Raw genomic sequence first — 18,176 nt, forward strand, 5'->3', positions numbered from 1 at the left:
CGCCGGGACTTGCCAGGCTCGCACGACATTGGCTCAGAGGATCGAGGACTATGCGCTGATCGGCGATTGCGAGACCGCGGCGCTGGTCGGGCGCAACGGCTCGATCGACTGGCTGTGCTGGCCGGCCTTCGATTCCGACGCATGCTTTGCCGCCATCCTCGGTACCCACAAAAACGGCCGCTGGCTGGTCGCGCCGAGCGAGGCCGCAACCTCCATCTCGCGGCGCTATCTCGGCAACACCCTCATCCTCGAAACGCGGTTCGAGACGAAGAACGGCACCGTCGCGCTGATCGATTTCATGCCGCTACGCGGCAAGGCGTCCGACATCGTGCGGCTGGTCCGCGGCATCCGTGGCACCGTGAAGATGCGGATGGAGCTCGTCATCCGCTTCGGCTTCGGCGCGGATATTCCCTGGGTGCGGCGGATCGACCATTCCTTGATGGCCATCGCCGGCCAGGACATGACGGTGCTGCGCACTCCGGTCGAGACCCGCGGCGAGGATCTGACCACCGTCTCGGATTTCGAGGTGAAGGAAGGCGAGACCGTGCCATTCGTGCTGACTTACGGTCCCTCGCATCTCGCCCCGCCTGCGCCGATCGATGCGGAGCTGGCGCTTCAGGAGACCGAAAAATTCTGGGAGGACTGGTGCGGCCATTGCACCCGTGACGGCGACTATCAGGAGCTGGTCCTGCGTTCGCTGATCACGCTGAAGGCGCTGACCTTCGCGCCGACCGGCGGCATCGTCGCGGCACCCACCACCTCCTTGCCGGAGAAGCTCGGAGGCAGCAGGAACTGGGACTATCGCTTCTGCTGGCTGCGCGATGCCACCTTCACGCTGCTGGCGCTGATGAACTCGGGCTACACCGAGGAAGCCCTGGCCTGGCACAATTGGCTGCTGCGCGCGGCCGCCGGCTCCCCGGCGAACATGCAGATCATGTACGGCATCTGGGGCCAGAGGCGCCTCCTGGAATGGGAGGCGGGCTGGCTCGACGGTTATGAGGGTGCGCAGCCGGTGCGCGTCGGCAATGCCGCCCACGCGCAGCTCCAGCTCGATGTTTACGGCGAATTGATCGACGCCTTCCACCAGTCGCGCATGGCGAGGCTCAAGCTCGACGACGAGACGACCTGGGCGCTGGAATGCGCCGTGCTCAATCATCTGGCCGAAGTCTGGGACCGGCCCGACCACGGCATCTGGGAGCGGCGCGGCCAGCCCAAGCACTACGTCTTCTCCAAGGTGATGACCTGGGTCGCCTTCGACCGCGGCATCAAGAGCGCCGAGACCTTCGGCTTCAAGGCGCCGCTGCTGCACTGGCGTGCGCTACGCGAAGCCATCCATCGCGATGTCTGCAACAGGGGATTCGATGCGGAGGAGAATTCGTTCGTCGAGTCCTACGGCTCGAAGATGCTCGACGCCAGCGTGCTGCTGCTGCCCGCCGTCGGGTTCCTGCCGGCGGACGACCCGCGCATCCGCGGCACCATCGCCGCGGCCGAAAAATGCCTGATGCGCGACGGTTTCGTGCTGCGGCACGACCCGCGCGAGCTGCCCCCGGACCAGCCGCCGCTCGAAGGCGCCTTCCTGGCGTGCACGCTATGGCTCGCCGATGCCTACGTGCTGTCGGGCGATCTCGACAAGGCGCAAGTTCTGCTTGACCGCGTGGTCGGCATCGCCAACGACGTCGGGCTACTGGCCGAAGAATACGATTCCGTGGCCCGCCGCCAGACCGGCAATTTCCCGCAGGCGCTGACCCACATCGCGCTGATCAACACGGCGCACAATTTATCGGCGGCAAGGCAGGGCAGCGAGAAGCCGGCAGTGCAGCGGTCGAAGTAGTAGGAAGCGCCGTCAGGCGCTTTTGCCGCCACGAGCACGGTGCACTCCCTCTCCCGCTTGCGGGAGAGGGTTGGGGAGAGGGTGTCTCCGCAATGGGATAGCCCCCTAGAGGAGAAAGCCCTCACCCGCGCCTTCGGCGCGACCTCTCCCGCAAGCGGGAGAGGTTGCACCGAGCCCGTGGCAATCGAGTCAATCTAAGCCATTCCGCTTTAGCCCACCCCATTCCGCGTCAAGATCATCTCCATCGCCTCGGCAAAGCCGTCCTGCTCGTTGGTCGCAGTGACGTGCGTCGCCTCGTCCTTGACGTTGTCGGCGGCGTTGCCCATGGCGATCGAGGTGCCGCTGACGCGGAACATGGCGAGGTCGTTCTGCATGTCGCCGATGGTGGCGACCGCGTCGGTGGAGATGCCGAGGCGCCTGGCCATCGCTTGCACGAATGTGCCCTTGTTGAAGCCCGGCGGGGTGATGTCGAGATAATAGGTCTGCGAGCGCACCGCGGTCGCCGCGCTGCCGAGGGCTTCCTGCATCACCTTCTCGCACGCCTCGAGCCGGGCCGCGTCGGCGCTGGCGCCGACGATCTTGCAGGCGCTGGCAAGGTAGGGCGTGAAGTCAGTCACGATCGTCGGATCGGAGCGGATCGTGTGCCGCTCGTGCGCGACGTAGCTGCCGCTGGGATTGTCGATCAGCCATTTGTCGGTGGTGAACAGCCAGACGTCGGCGCCGTAGTCGCGGAGGATCTGCAAGGTGCGCTCGGCCGCGCGCGCTGGAATCAGGTGCTGCTCGACCGGCCGCATCTCGGGATCGACGATCGAGGAGCCGTTGAACGGCCCAACCGGCAGCCACAGCGCCAGCGGCTCGATCAAGAAGCGCATGCCGATCGCCGGACGGCTGGAGGTGATGGTGAAACCGATGCCAGCCTGGTGCAGCCGCTGCACGGCGTTCTTCGCGCGCTCCGTCAGCGTCTTGTCCTTGGTCAGCAGCGTGCCGTCGACGTCGGAGACCACGAGTGAGATTTGGGTCATGGCAGAACCTTGGGTGTTGCGCCGCCCACTTTGAGCTGCCGCACGATGCCGTCTACGATCGCCTCGACGGTCTCGTCGATCGAGACGGTAATGACGTGCTCGCCCGGCTCCGGAGGCTCCAGCGTCTCGAACTGGCTGGCGAGCAGTCCGGGCGGCATGAAGTGCCCCTTGCGCTGCGCGAGCCGCTCGGCGATCAGCTCCTTCGTGCCCTTCAGGAACACGAAGCGGACGTCATCGCGTCCGCGCAGCAGCACGTCGCGATAGGCGTGCTTCAGCGCCGAGCAGGCGATGATGACGTGCTCGCCGCGGCCGCAGACCCGCGCGATTTCGTCGGCGATGGCATTCAGCCAGGGCCAGCGGTCTTCGTCGGTGAGGGGATGGCCGGCCCGCATCTTCTCGACATTGCTGGCGGGATGGAAGCTGTCGCCGTCCTCGAAACGCCAGCCGAGGCGCTCGCCGAGCGCCTTCGCAACCGTGCTCTTGCCCGAGCCCGACACGCCCATCACGATCAATGCACAAGGTGCTTCAGCGCGGCCCACGAATGTCCTCCGGAAGCGCGGCCCTGTCGACCAGCCAGACGGTCTCGCCGTTCGAGCGCGCGCGTAAGGCCGGCAGATTCTCGCCATTGCAGAGGCGCGTCAAGATCGGCCGCTTGTCGTGCCCGGCAATCTCGAACAGCATCTCGCGGCAGGAGGCCAAAGCGGGCAGGGTGAGCGAGACCCGCGGCACGAACGGCGCAACGTTCGCCTTGGGAACGCCGACGACCCAGCGTCGGGTCTCCTCGATCTCGGGGTAACCGGGAAACAGCGAGGCGGTGTGGCCGTCCGGTCCTGCGCCCATCAGGACGAGATCGAACAGCGGACGTGCGGGATCGAGCTGGTCTCCGCCATAGAAGGCCTGCAGCTCACGCGCATAGGCTTCCGCAGCGGCATCGGGATTGTCGGCTGTGGTCGGGATCGGGTGAATATGGCCGGCGGGCGCGTGGCGATCGAGAAAGGTCGCGCGGGCGACCGCCATGTTGTTGAGGGGATCGCTTTCGGGCACGAAGCGCTCGTCGCCGATGAACCAGTGCACGCGCTCCCACGGAATCCTGCCGCGCCAGGCCTCGCTGCCGAGCAACTGATACAGCGTCCTCGGGCTGGAGCCGCCGGTGAGGCAGATCGCGATGCGGCCGGCATTGGCCGCGATCCGCGCCATCACCCGTTCGGCCGCGGCGCGGGCGAGAGCTTCGGCATCGGCCTCGATGATCAGCTTCGGCTGCTCGGCCGGAGCCATCACGAGTACTTCCGCCAGCTTCGGCCGTCGCGCCGGAGCAGCTCGTCGGCGCAGGCAGGGCCGTCGCTGCCGGCTTCATAGGTTTCGATGCCGTTGCTGCCCGCGCTCTTCCAGGCGTCTAGGAATGGCTGCACGGCCTGCCAGCCGGCCTCGATGCCGTCGGCGCGCTGGAACAGGATGTTGTCGCCGATCATGCAGTCGTAGATCAGCGTCTCATAGCCGGTCGAGGGATCGGCGCGGAAATAGTCGCCATAGCGGAACTTCATCTCGACGCCGTCTATGGTGATGCTCGGCCCCGGGATCTTGGCGTTGAACTGCAGCTCGATGGTCTCAGTCGGCGCGATGCCGATGGTGAGGAAGTTCTGCGACAGCCGGTCGACGTCCGTCCCTGAGAACATCGACAGCGGCGCCTGCTTGAACTTGATCGCGACTTCGGTGCGCTTGTGGCCGAGCGCCTTGCCGGTGCGCAAGTAGAACGGCACGCCGGCCCAGCGCCAATTGTCGATCATCAGCTTGAGCGCGACAAAGGTCTCGGTGGTGCTGTCGGGCTTGACGTCCGCGGTCTTGCGATAGTCCGTGATCTCGTCGTCGCCGCTGCGGCCCGCGAGATATTGCGCGCGCACCGAATTCTTCAGTGCGTCCTCCCGGCTGGGCAGCTGGATCGATGTCAGCACGTCCGCCTTCTCGGAGCGTACGGAATGTGCGTCGAAGCGGGCGGGAGGCTCCATCGCGACCAGCGACATCAGCTGGAACAGGTGGTTCGGCACCATGTCGCGCAGCGCGCCGGTGGCATCATAGAAGCCGCCGCGGTGGCCGACCCCGAGCTTCTCTTCCACGGTGATCTGGATGTGGTCGATGTGGTTGCGATTCCAGATGGGCTCGAACATGCCGTTGGCAAAGCGCAGCACCAGGATGTTCTGCACCGTTTCCTTGCCGAGATAATGATCAATCCGGTAGATCTGGTGCTCGTCCATGATCTTCAAGAGTTCGGCATTCAGCGCGCGGGCCGAGGCCAGATCGGTGCCGAACGGCTTTTCGATCACGAGCCGCCGCCAGGCGCCGTTCTCCCTCATCATGCCGGTGCGGCCGAGCTCCCGCGCGGTCGGCGCGAACGCGGCCGGCGGCGTTGCCAGATAGAACAGCCGGTTGCCGCCGGTGTCCTGCGCGCATTCCAGCGAATCCAGATGCTGGCGCAGGCGGTCGAAGGAGGGCGGATCCTTTGCGTCGGCCTCGACGAAGGTCACGCATTCCAAAAGCCTCGTCGCGATGTCGTCGTCCACCGGGCGCGTCGCGAATTGCCGCAAGCCCTTCAGCAGGCTGTCGCGCAGCTCCTCATCCGACTGGCCCCTGCGGGCGACGCCGACGACGCAGAATTTCTCCGGCAGAAGATGCTCGGCGGCCAGGTTGTAGAGCGAGGGCATCACCAGGCGATGGGTGAGATCGCCGGTGACGCCGAAGATGACGAAGGCGCAATTTTCCGGCTTGCGCTTTGGCTGCGAGTCTTTTGTCACGAATGGTCGGCCTTCGCTTGGTTTACTCGTTACTTCGGCTTCGCCGCGCCCGGCTGCTTCGGCTCCTTGTGTCCGCCGAACCCTGCGCGCATCGCCGAGAGAATTTTTTCAGCGAAGGTGTGTTCCCGGCGGGAACGGAAACGTGTGTAGAGCGCCGCGGTCAAAACCTCGGCCGGCACGGCCTCGTCGACCGCCGCATTCACGGTCCAGCGGCCTTCGCCGGAATCCTCCACGAAGCCGGAATATTCCGACAGTTGCGGACTGTCGGCGAGGGCGGTCGAGGTGAGGTCGAGCAGCCAGGACGGAATCACGCTGCCACGCCGCCACACTTCAGCGATGTCGGCGAGATCGAAATCGTAGCGATGATCCGCCGGCAAAGCCTCGATATTGGCATTCCTGAGGATGTCGAAACCTTCGGCATAGGCCTGCATCAGGCCGTATTCGATGCCGTTGTGGATCATCTTGACGAAATGGCCGGCGCCGACGGGCCCGGCGTGGATGTAGCCTTGCTCGACGCGGGGATCGCGGCCCTCGCGCCCCGGGGTGCGCGGAATGTCGCCGGCGCCCGGCGCGAGCGCCGCGAAGATCGGATCGAGCCGGTCGACCACCTGCTTCTCACCGCCGATCATCATGCAATAGCCGCGGTCGAGCCCCCAGACGCCGCCGGAAGTGCCGACATCGACGTAATGGATGCCGCGCGCCTTCAGCGCCTTGCCGCGGCGGACGTCGTCCTGCCAGAAGGTGTTGCCGCCGTCGATGATGACGTCGCCTTCCTGCATCACGCCGGCGATCGTCTCGATCGTGGTCTCGGTGATGCGTCCTGCCGGCAGCATCACCCAGGCCGTGCGCGGCCGCTCCAGCTTGGCGACGAACTCTTCCAGCGTCGCCGAGCCGACCGCGCCGTCGGCGGCAAGGCCCGCGACGGCCTTGGCGTCCTTGTCGTAGACCACCGTCGAATGCCCGTGGCGCATCAGGCGGCGAACGATGTTGCCGCCCATTCGGCCGAGGCCGATCATGCCGAGTTGCATCTGCATTATTCCTTTAGTTCAGCGCGTCGTTGAGCGCTGCATTGAGCGCGGCAAGGCCTTTCTTGAGCCCGCCCTTCAGGTGCACCCGCAGCGCACGCCGGCCGCGTTCCGTCAGCACGTCGAAATCGCCGCGGGCCTGCGCCGCCTTGATCACGCCGAAGCTCGCCTTCTGGCCCGGCACAGGCAGGTCCTTGGCGTCATCGGCGGTGATCTGGAGGAAGACGCCGCTGTCGGGCCCGCCCTTGTAGGCCTGTCCCGTCGAATGCAGGAAGCGCGGGCCGAACTCGGCGCAGGTTGCGACATGCCGCTTCTCGCGCACCTCGAGGCGCATGGCCTGAAGCGCGTCGATCGTGGCCTTGTCGCGCGCGATGTAGCCGAGCAGGGCGACGTAGTCTCCGTCGCTGGATCGCGACAGATGCGCCTTCAGCCAGGAGCCGAGATCGCCATTGGCGCCGGCGGCGCGTAGCGCCGTGGCATTGGCCTCGTCGGTGTAGAGATCGGCTTCCTTGGTGCTGACCACCGGCTCTTCCGCCGGCAGCTTGCCGGTCTTCTCGAACGCAGCGGTGAGCTCGCGGGTCTTGATCTTGGCCGCTTCGACGTCCGGCTGGTCGAACGGGTTGATGCCGAGAATGCTGCCGGCCACGGCGGTTGCCATCTCGAAGCGGAAGAACTCCTGGCCGAGATGCTCGATCGACTTCATGACGATGCGCACCACGGGGTGGCCCGCCGCCTCGATCGCGGCAAGCTGGGAATCGTGTGCGGCATCCGCCTCGCCTTCAACGCGGATGTCGATGAAGAAGCGGTCGTTGCCGTAGACGGAGGGATCGCCCAGCGGCTCGCCCTCGATCGGGATCAGGCCCTTGCCCTCCTTGCCGGTCGATTCCGCGATCAGCTGCTCGGCCCAGGCGCCGAAATCGGCGATCTTCTTCGACGCCAGGATCGTCACCTTGTCGCGGCCTTCGAGCCCGGCGAGACCCATGGCAAGGCCGAGCTGCACACCCGGGTTTTCGGACGGCGGCACATCGGGGCCACAGGAGCGGGCCATCGCCAGCGCATGCTTGACGAAGCTCTTGACGTCGATGCCCGCGGTTGCCGCCGGCACCAAGCCGAAGGGCGAGAGCACCGAATAGCGTCCGCCGATCGAGGGCTCGCCATGGAAGATGCGGGCGTAATGAAGGCTCTTCGCCGCCTTCTCCAGCGACGAGCCGGGATCGGTCACCGCGATGAAGCGATGCCCGGTCTTCACCTTCGGCCCCACCGCCTTGGCAACCTGCTCGTGGAAATAGTCCTTCATCGCGTTCGGCTCGGTGGTGCCGCCGGACTTGCTGGAGACGATGAAGACGGTGTTCGCGATGTCGATCTTCGCCTCCATCGCCCGCACCTGCGCCGGATCGGTGGAGTCGAGCACGTGCAGCTTGGGGAAGCCGGCCTTCTTGCCGAAGGTCTCCGCCAGCACCTCGGGGCCGAGGCTGGAGCCGCCCATGCCGAGCACGACGGCGTCGGAGAATTTCTGGCCCTTCACGCGGCCCGCATAGTCCTCGTAATCGGCAATGTCGGCCTTGGCTGGACTGTCGAGCCAGCCCAGCCATTTGTCCTCGTCCGCACCGGTCCAGACCGACTTGTCGCGCTGCCACAGCCTGCGGATCTTGGCCGACGCCCGCCACTCTTCGGTGGTCTTGGCCAGCGCCTTGCCGAGCCCGTCGCCGAGCGAAAGCTGCTGGCGGTCGAGTGCGGGCCCGAGCACGACGGCGCGCTTGTGGGCGACGGCGCCGTAGAGCTTGTCGGCGGCATCCGCAAACAGCTTGACGCCGTCCTTGACCAGCTCCTCGGCAATCGCATCGAGCGAGATGCCGGAGCGCTCCAGCTCGTCCAGCACGCGCTTCGCGTCCTCGACGTTCTCCTCCAGGCTGTCGCGCGGCTTGCCGTGGTCGCGGAACGCATCCAGCGTTGCAGGCGGCACGGTGTTGATGGTGTCTGGGCCGATCAGCTCCTCGACATAGAGGACGTCGCTGTAATCCTTGTTCTTGGTGCCGGTGGAGGCCCACAGCATGCGCTGCGGCTTGGCGCCCTTGCCGGCGAGCTTCTCCCAGCGCGGGCCTGCGAACAGGCGCTTGTAGTCCTGATAGGCGAGCTTGGCGTTGGCGATCGCCACCTTGCCCTTGAGCGCGGCGAGACGTTCCTTCTCGGACGGATCGTTGGCGCGGGCGATCTTCTCGTCCAGCTGCTTGTCGACCACCGAATCGATCCGGCTGACGAAGAAGCTGGCGACGCTGGCCACATGCGACGGATCGCCGCCGCCGGCGACGTAGGTCTCCAGACCGGCGATGTAGGCCTCGGCCACCTCGAGATAGACGGCCTTGGAGAACAGTAGCGTGATGTTGATGCTGATGCCCTCGCTGATCAGCTGCTCGATCGCCGGCAGGCCCTCCGGCGTCGCCGGCACCTTCACCATCAGGTTCTTGCGACCGACGTCCTTCCAGAGCCGCCGCGCCTCCGCGATCGTGCCCGATGTGTCCATGGCGAGATAGGGCGAGACCTCCAGGCTGACATAGCCGTCACCGCCCTTGAGGCGGTCGTAGACCGGGCGCAGCACGTCGGCGGCGTTCTGGATGTCCTCGATCGCGACGGCCTCGAACAGGTCGGCCACATTGCGGTCGCCGCGCTTCAGCGCCTTGCCGATCGGGGCGTCATATTCGTCCGAGCTGCCGATCGCCTTTTCGAAAATCGACGGGTTGGAGGTGACGCCCTTGACGCCGTCGGTGTCGATCAGCCGCTTCAGGTCGCCCTTGGCGATGAAGCCGCGGGCCAGGAAGTCGAGCCAGACCGCCTGTCCGTGCTTTTCCAGTTCTTTGACGGGATTCATGATGCTTATTATCTCCAAGCCTGCGGACGAGGGGTTTTCGCGAAGGTCTGACGCGCTATCCTCTAGCCTACATGCACCCGGGAGGGAACCAATCAAGGGTGCGGGAGTCATACCCTCCAGTGTAACTCCGTCGCGATCATGGCGATCCAGACGGGCAGCTTGCTGTTGCGTAAAGGTCGTTCACCATCCGGCCGATCTTAGCGCCTCGCTGTCCAGCGGGCATGTCGTCGTCATCCACTCCTACGCATCCGCGCTCTCCGTATCGACAATGAATTTCTGCCACGGGGTTCGACAGCGGAGATCTTGCTCGAAGATTGCCGCGGTCACGAAATGATCGTGCTGAGGCCGACGCCGGACATGCGAAGAGCTCCGCAGCATCCCAAGCTGGCCGTTACGCACAGAACGATCGCGTTGTCATCCGTCGGGGTGGGCCTGGCCTGGCAGCGACTGTGACACGGTGCTGCGCGTTGCCGCGACGTACAGGCTGCCAGCACACCGCATTGCAGCAGGAAGATGAACGGGGACCGCAAGGCTTCGCCGTACAAGCGTCATAAGATCGCCGCTCCCCGATCGCTATGCTGCATTGCCGGATGGGACCATCCCCGGGAACGCCCGGATGTGGCGACCGAGTGACATTTTCTGGAAATGAGCCAGAATAGACAGAGATTCGCACAAATTACAGGCAGGTGCCTGTTCGTAACTCATGGAGTGCCTACGTTGTGCGTTGCGTCGAGTCGGCACCCGGGTGTCCAATGACTGTCATGTGCTCACGCTGATTCGAAACGGCCTGAGGAACGGTCCGGTAACTGCTTTCGTTTCAGCTTGTAGCGGAACTCACGCGGAGAGGGATCATGTACAACGATTCTCTATTCAACGCTTTCGCTCGGTCGTTCGAGGCGAGAAGCCAGCACGACATGTCGATGGCGGAATATCTGGAATCGTGTCGAAGCGATCCCATGAAATACGCGAACGCGGCTGAACGACTGCTAGCGGCGATCGGTGAGCCTCAGACGATTGACACGGCCAAGGACCCACGCCTTGGCCGTATTTTTTTGAACCGCACCATCCGCACCTATCCAGCCTTCGCCGGCTTCTACGGCATGGAGGAAACCATCGAGCGCATCGTCGGTTTCTTCCGCCATGCGGCGCAAGGTCTCGAAGAGCGCAAGCAGATCCTCTATTTGCTCGGCCCGGTCGGCGGCGGCAAGTCCTCGCTCGCCGAGCGGCTCAAGTCGCTGATGGAAGTGCAGCCGATCTACGTGCTCAAGGCCGGCGACGAGCTCTCGCCGGTGTTCGAGAGCCCGCTCAGCCTGTTCGATCCCGATCAGCTCGGTCCGATGCTGGAGGAGAAGTACGGCATTCCGCGCCGTCGCCTCACCGGCCTGATGAGCCCGTGGTGCTACAAGCGGCTCGAAGCCTTCGGCGGCGACATCTCGCAATTCCGGGTCGCCAAGATCCAGCCCTCGCGGCTGCGCCAGATCGCGATCGCCAAGACCGAGCCCGGTGACGAGAACAACCAGGACATCTCCTCGCTGGTCGGCAAGGTCGACATCCGCAAGCTCGAGACCTACGCCCAGAACGATCCCGACGCCTACAGCTATTCCGGCGGTCTCAACCGCGCCAACCAGGGCGTGCTCGAGTTCGTCGAGATGTTCAAGGCGCCGATCAAGATGCTGCACCCGTTGCTGACCGCAACCCAGGAAGGCAACTATATCGGCACCGAGAATATCGGCGCGATCCCGTTCACCGGCATCATCCTGGCGCACTCGAACGAAGCCGAGTGGGCCAGCTTCAAGGCCAACAAGAACAACGAAGCCTTCATCGACCGCATCTGCGTCATCAAGGTGCCCTACTGCCTCAGGGTCACCGAGGAGCAGAAGATCTACGAGAAGCTGATCCAGGGCTCCGAGCTCGCCTCGGCTCCTTGCGCGCCGTCGACGCTGGAGACGCTGGCGCGGTTCTCGGTGATGTCGCGCCTGCGCAAGCACGAGAACTCCACCCTGTTCGCCAAGATGCGGGTCTACGACGGCGAGAGCCTGAAGGAATCCGATCCGAAGGCGCGCAGCGTCCAGGAATATCGCGACGCCGCCGGTGTCGACGAGGGCATGGATGGCGCCTCGACCCGATTCGCCTTCAAGATCCTGGCTGCGACGTTCAACCACGATCCGCAGGAGGTGGCTGCCGACGCCGTGCATCTGATGTACGCGCTGGAGCAGGCGATCCGCCGCGAGCAGCTGCCTGAGGAGACCGAGAAACGCTATCTCGAGTTCATCAAGGCCGAGCTCGCACCGCGCTACGCCGAGTTCATCGGCAACGAGATCCAGAAGGCCTATCTCGAATCCTACTCGGATTACGGGCAGAACCTGTTCGATCGCTACGTCGACTATGCCGACGCCTGGATCGAGGACCAGGACTTCAAGGATCCCGATACCGGCCAGCTGCTCGATCGCGAGCTTTTGAACCAGGAGCTGACGAAAATCGAGAAGCCGGCGGGCATCGCCAACCCCAAGGATTTCCGCAACGAGGTCGTCAAATTCTCGTTACGCTCCCGGGCCCAGAACGGCGGCAAAAACCCGACCTGGACCTCCTACGAGAAGATTCGCGATGTGATCGAAAAGCGGATATTCTCCCAAGTCGAGGACCTGCTTCCGGTCATCTCCTTCGGGTCGAAGAAGGACGGCGAGACGGAGAAGAAGCACGGCGAGTTCGTCGCACGCATGGTGGAGCGCGGCTATACCGAACGTCAGGTTCGCCGGCTCGTCGAATGGTACATGCGCGTGAAGCAGGCCGGTTGAGGCGGATGGGAGGCGAATGGTAAAGTGCCCATTCACATTATTGACAGGCGCCTGAATCCAGGCGGCAAGAGTCTTGAGAACCGCCAGCGGTTCTTGCGTCGGGCCAAATCCCTGGTGCAGGGCGCCGTCAAGAAGACCTCGCAGGAACGCGACATCAAGGACGTCCTGGAGGGTGGTGAGGTCACGATTCCACTCGACGGCATGCACGAGCCGCGTTTCCGCCGTGAAGGCGGGACGCGCGACATGGTCCTGCCCGGCAACAAGAAGTTCATTGAAGGCGACTATCTCCAGCGCTCCGGCCAGGGCAGCGCCAAGGATTCCGGTCCCGGCGAAGGCGACAGCGAGGACGCCTTCCGCTTCGTGCTGAGCCGCGACGAGTTCGTCGATCTATTCCTCGACGACCTCGAGCTTCCGGATCTCGCCAAGCGCAAGATCGCGCAGACCGAGAGCGAAGGCATCCAGCGCGCCGGCTACACCATGACCGGCTCGCCCGCCAACATTTCGGTGAGCCGGACGGTGAAGCTCGCGCTCGCCCGCCGCATCGCGCTCAAGCGTCCGCGCAAGGACGAGATCGAGGAGCTGGAAGCCGCGATCGAAGCATGCACGGACGAGGACGAGCGTGCGGCTCTCGTGGCCCGGCTCGAAACGTTGAAGGCGAAGTCCAAGCGCATCCCCTTCATCGATCCGCTCGACATCCGCTACCGGCGCTTCGAGACGGTGCCCAAGCCCGTCGCGCAGGCCGTGATGTTCTGCCTGATGGACGTCTCCGGCTCGATGTCCGAGCACATGAAGGACCTGGCGAAACGCTTCTACATGCTGCTCTACGTGTTCCTGAAGCGGCGCTACAAGCACGTCGAGATCGTCTTCATCCGCCACACCGACCGCGCCGAGGAGGTCGATGAGCAGACCTTCTTCTACGGTCCGGCCTCGGGCGGCACGCTGGTCTCCAGTGCGCTGCAGGCGATGCACGAGATCGTGCGCGAGCGCTTCAACCCGTCGGATTGGAACATCTACGCCGCGCAGGCTTCCGACGGCGACAATTCCTATTCCGACGGCGAGCTCACGGGGCTCCTCTTGACCGAGAAGATCCTGCCGGTCTGCCAGTTCTTCGCCTATCTCGAGGTCGGCGAGGCCGGCGGCAGCGCCTTCGATCTCTCCGACTCCTCGCTCTGGAGCCTCTACGAACGCCTGCGCAACAGCGGCGCCCCGCTCTCGATGCGCAAGGTCTCGGAGCGCAGCGAGATCTTCCCGGTATTCCACGATCTGTTCCAGCGCCGCGACACTGCCCAGGAGAAGGCCGCTCCATGAAGGAACGTTTGTTCGAAGGCGCCGATTGGGATTTCCACACCTTGCAGCGCATCACCGATGCCTGCGAGGAGGTGGCGCTGAAGGATCTCGGCCTCGACGTCTATCCGAACCAGATCGAGGTCATCACCGCCGAGCAGATGCTGGACGCCTATTCGTCGGTCGGCATGCCCCTGTTCTACAAGCACTGGTCGTTCGGCAAGCACTTCGCGTTCCATGAGGCGTCCTACCGCAAGGGCCTGATGGGGCTGGCCTACGAGATCGTCATCAACTCCTCGCCCTGCATCTCCTATCTGATGGAGGAGAACACGGCGACGATGCAGACGCTGGTGATCGCGCACGCCGCCTTCGGCCACAACCATTTCTTCAAGAACAATTATCTGTTCAAGCAGTGGACCGATGCCGACGGCATCCTGGACTATCTCGACTTCGCCAAGAACTACGTCATGCAGTGCGAGGATCGCTACGGCCGCATCGAGGTCGAGCGCACGCTCGACGCCGCGCACGCGCTGATGTCGCACGGCATCGACCGTTATCCCGGCAAGAAGAAGCTCGATCTGCGCGCCGAGGAGAAGCGGGCAGGGCGTCGCCGCCAGCACGAGGAGGAGGTCTTCAACGATCTCTGGCGCACCGTGCCGAAGGGCGCCGCCAAGAGCCGCTCCACGCTCAGCATCGAGCGCCGCCGCAAGCTGCTCGGCCTGCCGCAGGAGAATTTGCTCTATTTCCTGGAGAAGAGCGCGCCGCGGCTGGCGCCCTGGCAGCGCGAGCTGCTCCGCATCGTTCGCCACATCGCGCAATATTTCTATCCGCAGAGCCAGACCAAGGTCATGAACGAGGGGACGGCGACCTACGTCCATTATCGCATCATGACCAAGCTGCACGAGCAGGGTCGCATCAGCGACGGCAACTTCCTCGAATTTCTGGGGTCGCACACCAATGTGGTGTTCCAGCCCGAATTCGACGACCCGCGCTTCTCGGGCTTCAATCCTTACGCACTCGGTTTTGCCGTGATGCAGGACATCGAGCGCATCGTCGCCAATCCGGAAGACGAGGACCGCGAGTGGTTTCCCGACATCGCCGGCAAGGGCGACGTCATGGGCGTGCTGCGCGACGTCTGGGCCAATTACCGCGATGAAAGCTTCATCGGGCAGTTCCTGAGCCCGAAGTTGATGCGGCACTTCCGCATGTTCCACCTGCACGACGATCCCGAAGAGCGCGCCGGCATCCGGGTCGACGCCATCCACGACGAGCGCGGCTTCCGCCGCGTCCGCCGCGAGCTGGCGCGGCAGCACGATGTCGGCTTCATCGACGCCAATATCGAGGTGGTCGACGTCGATCTCTCCGGCGACCGCCGCCTGATCCTGCATCACCACGTCATCAAGGGCTCGCAGCTCAACGAGACCGACGCCAAGCGCGTGCTCCAGCACCTGGCCGATCTCTGGACCTACGACGTCGCACTGATCGAGGTCGATGCCAACGACAAGGTGCTGCGCGAATACGTCGTCAGCCCCCGCCCGATCGCGGCGGCGGTGGCGTGACGGGGACTGCCTACATGGGGCACCACGCGAGATGCGCATTGATGTGCCCTCGCCCCTTGCGGGAGAGGGCAGCGACGCCGGCAGACATAAGCTCACTGGGGTGAGGGGTATCTCTCCGCACTCTCCCGTGCCGATGGAGACCCCTCATCCGGCGCTTCGCGCCACCTTCTCCCGCAAGGGGAGAAGGAAGGCACTTGTGGCGGCCCATCGCGTCTACGAGGCTGATCGCTTTCCCGGCTTCTTCTTGCTCGCATTCAGCTCGACCGCCGCGCGGATCAGCGCCTTCAACGCCCTCTCGTTGATCGTTTCGCCCTCGCGAATATCGATCGCGCGGCGCACATTGCCGTCGAGGCTGGAATTGAAGAGACCTGCGGGATCCGCCAGCGCGGCGCCCTTGGCGAAGGTCAGCTTCACGACCTCCTTGTAGGTCTCGCCGGTGCAGATGATGCCGTCGTGCTCCCAGACGGGAACACCGCGCCATTTCCACTCTTCGACGACATCAGGGTCGGCCTCCTTGATCAGCGCGCGAACCCGCCCCAGCATCTCGCCGCGCCAGTCGCCGAGCTCCTTGATCCGGCCGTCGATCAGCTTGGATGGCGAGGCGGTACCTGCTTGCTTCGCGCTGCTCGTCTTCGCCGCCACGGGCTTCTTCATCATGGCCTCGTTCACGCGTTGCTGCGGCCGCGATAAGGCAGCGCGAACAGATAGAGCCCGGTCGCGAGCAGCGGAATCAGCGGCACCAGCGCCAGGAAGCCGATCCACACGGCCTCGACTTGCATCGTCATCGCCACGATGTTGGCGATGACGGCAAGCGTGAAAGCCATCGACAGCCAGCGATGAATCTGCCGAATCCACATAGGCGTGCTCATTGGGACCTCCTTTGAGAATGATCGGAATGGGTGGTGGAGCTAGCTCGCCCGCGCCAGCAAATCGTCCAGCTTGGCCAGGAATTGCTTCCAGCCGGCATGCGCGCCGCCGAACGCCTGTTTCTGCGTCGGCCGGAAGCCCGCCTGCTCGACGCGCAGATGGGTGCCCGCGCTCGTCGGCGTCAGCGTGAAGGTGACGATGCTCTTGAGGTCGAAGGCGGCGTCCTCATGCGAGAAATTCCAGGTGTAGGCCAGCGTCCTCTGCGGCTCGATGGTGAGCACCTCGCAGTCCAGCACGCCGCCCCATTCGCCGCGCAGGTTGAAGCGATGGCCGACGACCGGCTTGAAGTCGTTCTTCATCAGCCATTCCTCGATCAGATGCGGCTGCGTCAGCGCGCGCCAGAGCCGCTCGGCGGGATAGGCAAATTCGCGCTCGATCACGACGGAGCGCGTCTCGGCGGGGGCGTTCATTGGTCCATCCTCTTCAGGAGATCGTCGAGGGCATCTAGCCTTTTCTGCCAGAACCCGGCCATCTGGCCGGTCCAGTCGATCAGCGGATTGAGCGCACCGGGCTGCGCGCTGTAATGGGTCTGCCGTCCTTCGTGCCGGTCGCGCACGAGCCCAGCCTGCTTCAGGGCGCCGAGATGCTTCGACACCGCCGGCTGCGATACGCCGGATCGCGCCGTGAGCGCCCCGACCGTCTGCTCCCCCTCACGGCACAGCCGCTCGAAGATCGCCCGCCGGGTCGGATCGGCGAGCGTCCTGAACAGAAGGTCGGGGGTGGGAGTCATGAAAAATCCATAACCGGGAGGTTATGGATAGACTCATAACTGTGGAGTTATGGGTGAGTCAAGTGGACTTGGAGGGAAATGGCTGTCGCTCGCGCAACGTCCTCCGCCGTCATTGCGAGCGCAGCGAAGCAATCCAGAATCCCTCCTCGGAGACAGTTTGGATTGCTTCGTCGCAAGGGCTCCTCGCAATGACGGAGAATGTGGAGGCGCCCCGCGAAACGCTACGGCCGCAAATACAGATACCCCTGCGACTGCAGCTCGGCGAGCCGCACCACGCCGCCGTTCTCGGCGTTGACGAAGCCTGGCAGCAGCTCGCTCAGCGTCACGTTCTGCGCCTTCATCGTGTTGCCGCAGGCGGCGAGCTCGACGCCGCCCTTTGAGAAGTCACCGACGCGCTTGCTGACGTCGGGGTTGGCCTGCGCCGAGTGAAACGCCTTCAGCGCCGGGCCGTGGATCACCAGCGCGATCGTCACGTGCTCGGGGCCGCCGACGCCGTCGATGTGGTTCTGGATATTGCCGAGCACGAAATGGACCTTCTCGGCGTCGCTGAGGTGATAGGCCACCTTGAGCTTGTTCGACGGCGCGGTGGCGGTGGTGGCTTTCGCGCTGGAGACGCCAAGCGCCGCACCGAGTGCCGAGACGGCGCTCCACAGGATGTTCCGACGGTTCATGGCGATCTCCTCGACGAAGTCCGAATTTACGCAGGCATATCATTTGTGGCGCAGCGCCGCGAGTTCCTTGCGGTCGGTCACCAGCGAGGCGCACTCGCGATTGTCGGCGCGGTCGAGGCGGAAAATCTTGTCGTCGGCGCCGGCCGTCAGCGAATGCTCGGCGTCATCGTCCGGCTTGTTGTTCTGCCAGACCCTGACACGTTCGAGCCGGACGATCGCGGACTTGTCGTCCTTGGAGAGCGCAACGCCGATGCCGCCGCCATCGCAGTCGACGCCGCAGCCGAGGCGGACCTCGTCGCCGCTCCTGGTGAATACGGCGTGGTTGCACGAGCCGCTGGAGTCGAAATCGCCGCTGCGGTGACGGTACCTGAAGCCAAGGCGGAAGGAATGGTGAAGCTCCTTGTCCTCCTTGTCGAATTCCGCGGAGATCAGCAGCTTCATCGCGGCGACCTTCTGCTTCGGATGCCGCGCCAGATGGTCGGCATCGTAGCGGCGGACGAAGCAGGCATAGGCCTTGTCGCCGGGAGGCTTCGCATACATCCGCGTATTGAAGGTCTCGGCCTCGGCCTTGCTGGCCTCGCGGATATCGTCGACTTCCTCGGCGCGGCCCACGCTGGTCAGCGCAGCAAAAGTGAGGGCAGCAAGGATGACGAGCTTCATGAGGGCCTCGCGCACACCAC

General features: G+C 64.5%; 16 protein-coding genes. 4 read left to right on the forward strand and 12 right to left on the reverse strand.

The window, feature by feature from the left end; all coding sequences use genetic code 11:
• The first annotated feature begins 28 nt into the window (after positions 1 to 28).
• Positions 29 to 1,831 (forward strand): glycoside hydrolase family 15 protein, encoded by a 1,803-nt coding sequence (locus I6F12_RS00980; protein WP_225149133.1) that lies wholly within the window; start codon positions 29 to 31, stop codon positions 1,829 to 1,831.
• A gap of 209 nt (positions 1,832 to 2,040) precedes the next feature.
• On the opposite strand, the gene I6F12_RS00985 is transcribed toward I6F12_RS00980, so the two are convergent.
• From I6F12_RS00985 to I6F12_RS01010, 6 genes are read right to left on the reverse strand one after another with little or no spacing between them, the layout of a single operon-like run.
• Positions 2,041 to 2,853: an HAD family hydrolase gene (locus I6F12_RS00985; RefSeq protein WP_225112109.1), complete on the reverse strand. Its 813-nt coding sequence runs from the start codon at positions 2,851 to 2,853 to the stop codon at positions 2,041 to 2,043.
• Complete coding sequence (locus I6F12_RS00990; protein ID WP_225155296.1) at positions 2,850 to 3,392, reverse strand: gluconokinase; 543 nt, start codon at positions 3,390 to 3,392, stop codon at positions 2,850 to 2,852. The genes I6F12_RS00985 and I6F12_RS00990 overlap by 4 nt, the downstream gene beginning before the upstream one ends.
• Entirely contained in the window at positions 3,379 to 4,128 is a 750-nt protein-coding gene (gene pgl, locus I6F12_RS00995) for a 6-phosphogluconolactonase (RefSeq protein ID WP_225155729.1), read from the reverse strand. Before pgl ends, I6F12_RS00990 begins: the two co-directional genes overlap by 14 nt.
• Entirely contained in the window at positions 4,128 to 5,639 is a 1,512-nt protein-coding gene (gene zwf / locus I6F12_RS01000) for a glucose-6-phosphate dehydrogenase (RefSeq protein WP_225155297.1), read from the reverse strand. Before zwf ends, pgl begins: the two co-directional genes overlap by 1 nt.
• Before the next feature lie 29 nt (positions 5,640 to 5,668).
• Entirely contained in the window at positions 5,669 to 6,667 is a 999-nt protein-coding gene (gene gnd / locus I6F12_RS01005) for a phosphogluconate dehydrogenase (NAD(+)-dependent, decarboxylating) (protein WP_225112112.1), read from the reverse strand.
• A 13-nt stretch (positions 6,668 to 6,680) separates the two neighbouring features.
• Entirely contained in the window at positions 6,681 to 9,530 is a 2,850-nt protein-coding gene (locus I6F12_RS01010; protein ID WP_225155298.1) for a bifunctional transaldolase/phosoglucose isomerase, read from the reverse strand.
• 851 nt (positions 9,531 to 10,381) lie between these two features.
• Between I6F12_RS01010 and I6F12_RS01015 the strand changes: the two genes are divergently transcribed.
• The 3 genes from I6F12_RS01015 to I6F12_RS01025 are packed head-to-tail and all read left to right on the forward strand — an operon-like array spanning position 10,382 to position 15,168.
• On the forward strand, positions 10,382 to 12,325 hold the full coding sequence (locus tag I6F12_RS01015; protein ID WP_036007284.1) for a PrkA family serine protein kinase: 1,944 nt from the start codon (positions 10,382 to 10,384) through the stop codon (positions 12,323 to 12,325).
• 30 nt (positions 12,326 to 12,355) lie between these two features.
• The gene (locus I6F12_RS01020) at positions 12,356 to 13,633 is read left to right on the forward strand and encodes a YeaH/YhbH family protein (RefSeq protein ID WP_193374965.1); all 1,278 of its coding nucleotides are present in this window, start codon (positions 12,356 to 12,358) and stop codon (positions 13,631 to 13,633) included.
• Positions 13,630 to 15,168 (forward strand): SpoVR family protein, encoded by a 1,539-nt coding sequence (locus tag I6F12_RS01025; RefSeq protein WP_225112114.1) that lies wholly within the window; start codon positions 13,630 to 13,632, stop codon positions 15,166 to 15,168. The genes I6F12_RS01020 and I6F12_RS01025 overlap by 4 nt, the downstream gene beginning before the upstream one ends.
• Before the next feature lie 213 nt (positions 15,169 to 15,381).
• On the opposite strand, the gene I6F12_RS01030 is transcribed toward I6F12_RS01025, so the two are convergent.
• From I6F12_RS01030 to I6F12_RS01055, 6 genes are all read right to left on the reverse strand, one after another.
• Positions 15,382 to 15,822: a DUF1801 domain-containing protein gene (locus tag I6F12_RS01030; protein ID WP_225155730.1), complete on the reverse strand. Its 441-nt coding sequence runs from the start codon at positions 15,820 to 15,822 to the stop codon at positions 15,382 to 15,384.
• A gap of 11 nt (positions 15,823 to 15,833) precedes the next feature.
• The gene (locus tag I6F12_RS01035) at positions 15,834 to 16,037 is read right to left on the reverse strand and encodes a hypothetical protein (protein ID WP_036007290.1); all 204 of its coding nucleotides are present in this window, start codon (positions 16,035 to 16,037) and stop codon (positions 15,834 to 15,836) included.
• A 39-nt stretch (positions 16,038 to 16,076) separates the two neighbouring features.
• Entirely contained in the window at positions 16,077 to 16,505 is a 429-nt protein-coding gene (locus I6F12_RS01040) for an SRPBCC domain-containing protein (protein ID WP_036007293.1), read from the reverse strand.
• Positions 16,502 to 16,825 carry a metalloregulator ArsR/SmtB family transcription factor gene (locus I6F12_RS01045; RefSeq protein ID WP_036027285.1) on the reverse strand — a complete coding sequence of 108 codons (324 nt, stop codon included), beginning with the start codon at positions 16,823 to 16,825 and terminating at the stop codon, positions 16,502 to 16,504. The genes I6F12_RS01040 and I6F12_RS01045 overlap by 4 nt, the downstream gene beginning before the upstream one ends.
• 221 nt (positions 16,826 to 17,046) lie before the next feature.
• Entirely contained in the window at positions 17,047 to 17,496 is a 450-nt protein-coding gene (locus I6F12_RS01050) for a DsrE family protein (protein ID WP_225155299.1), read from the reverse strand.
• A 39-nt stretch (positions 17,497 to 17,535) separates the two neighbouring features.
• Entirely contained in the window at positions 17,536 to 18,156 is a 621-nt protein-coding gene (locus I6F12_RS01055) for a hypothetical protein (protein ID WP_225155300.1), read from the reverse strand.
• Between the last annotated feature and the right edge of the window lie 20 nt (positions 18,157 to 18,176).

The organism is Bradyrhizobium sp. IC4059 (genome assembly GCF_020193615.1).
Lineage (GTDB): Bacteria > Pseudomonadota > Alphaproteobacteria > Rhizobiales > Xanthobacteraceae > Bradyrhizobium > Bradyrhizobium yuanmingense.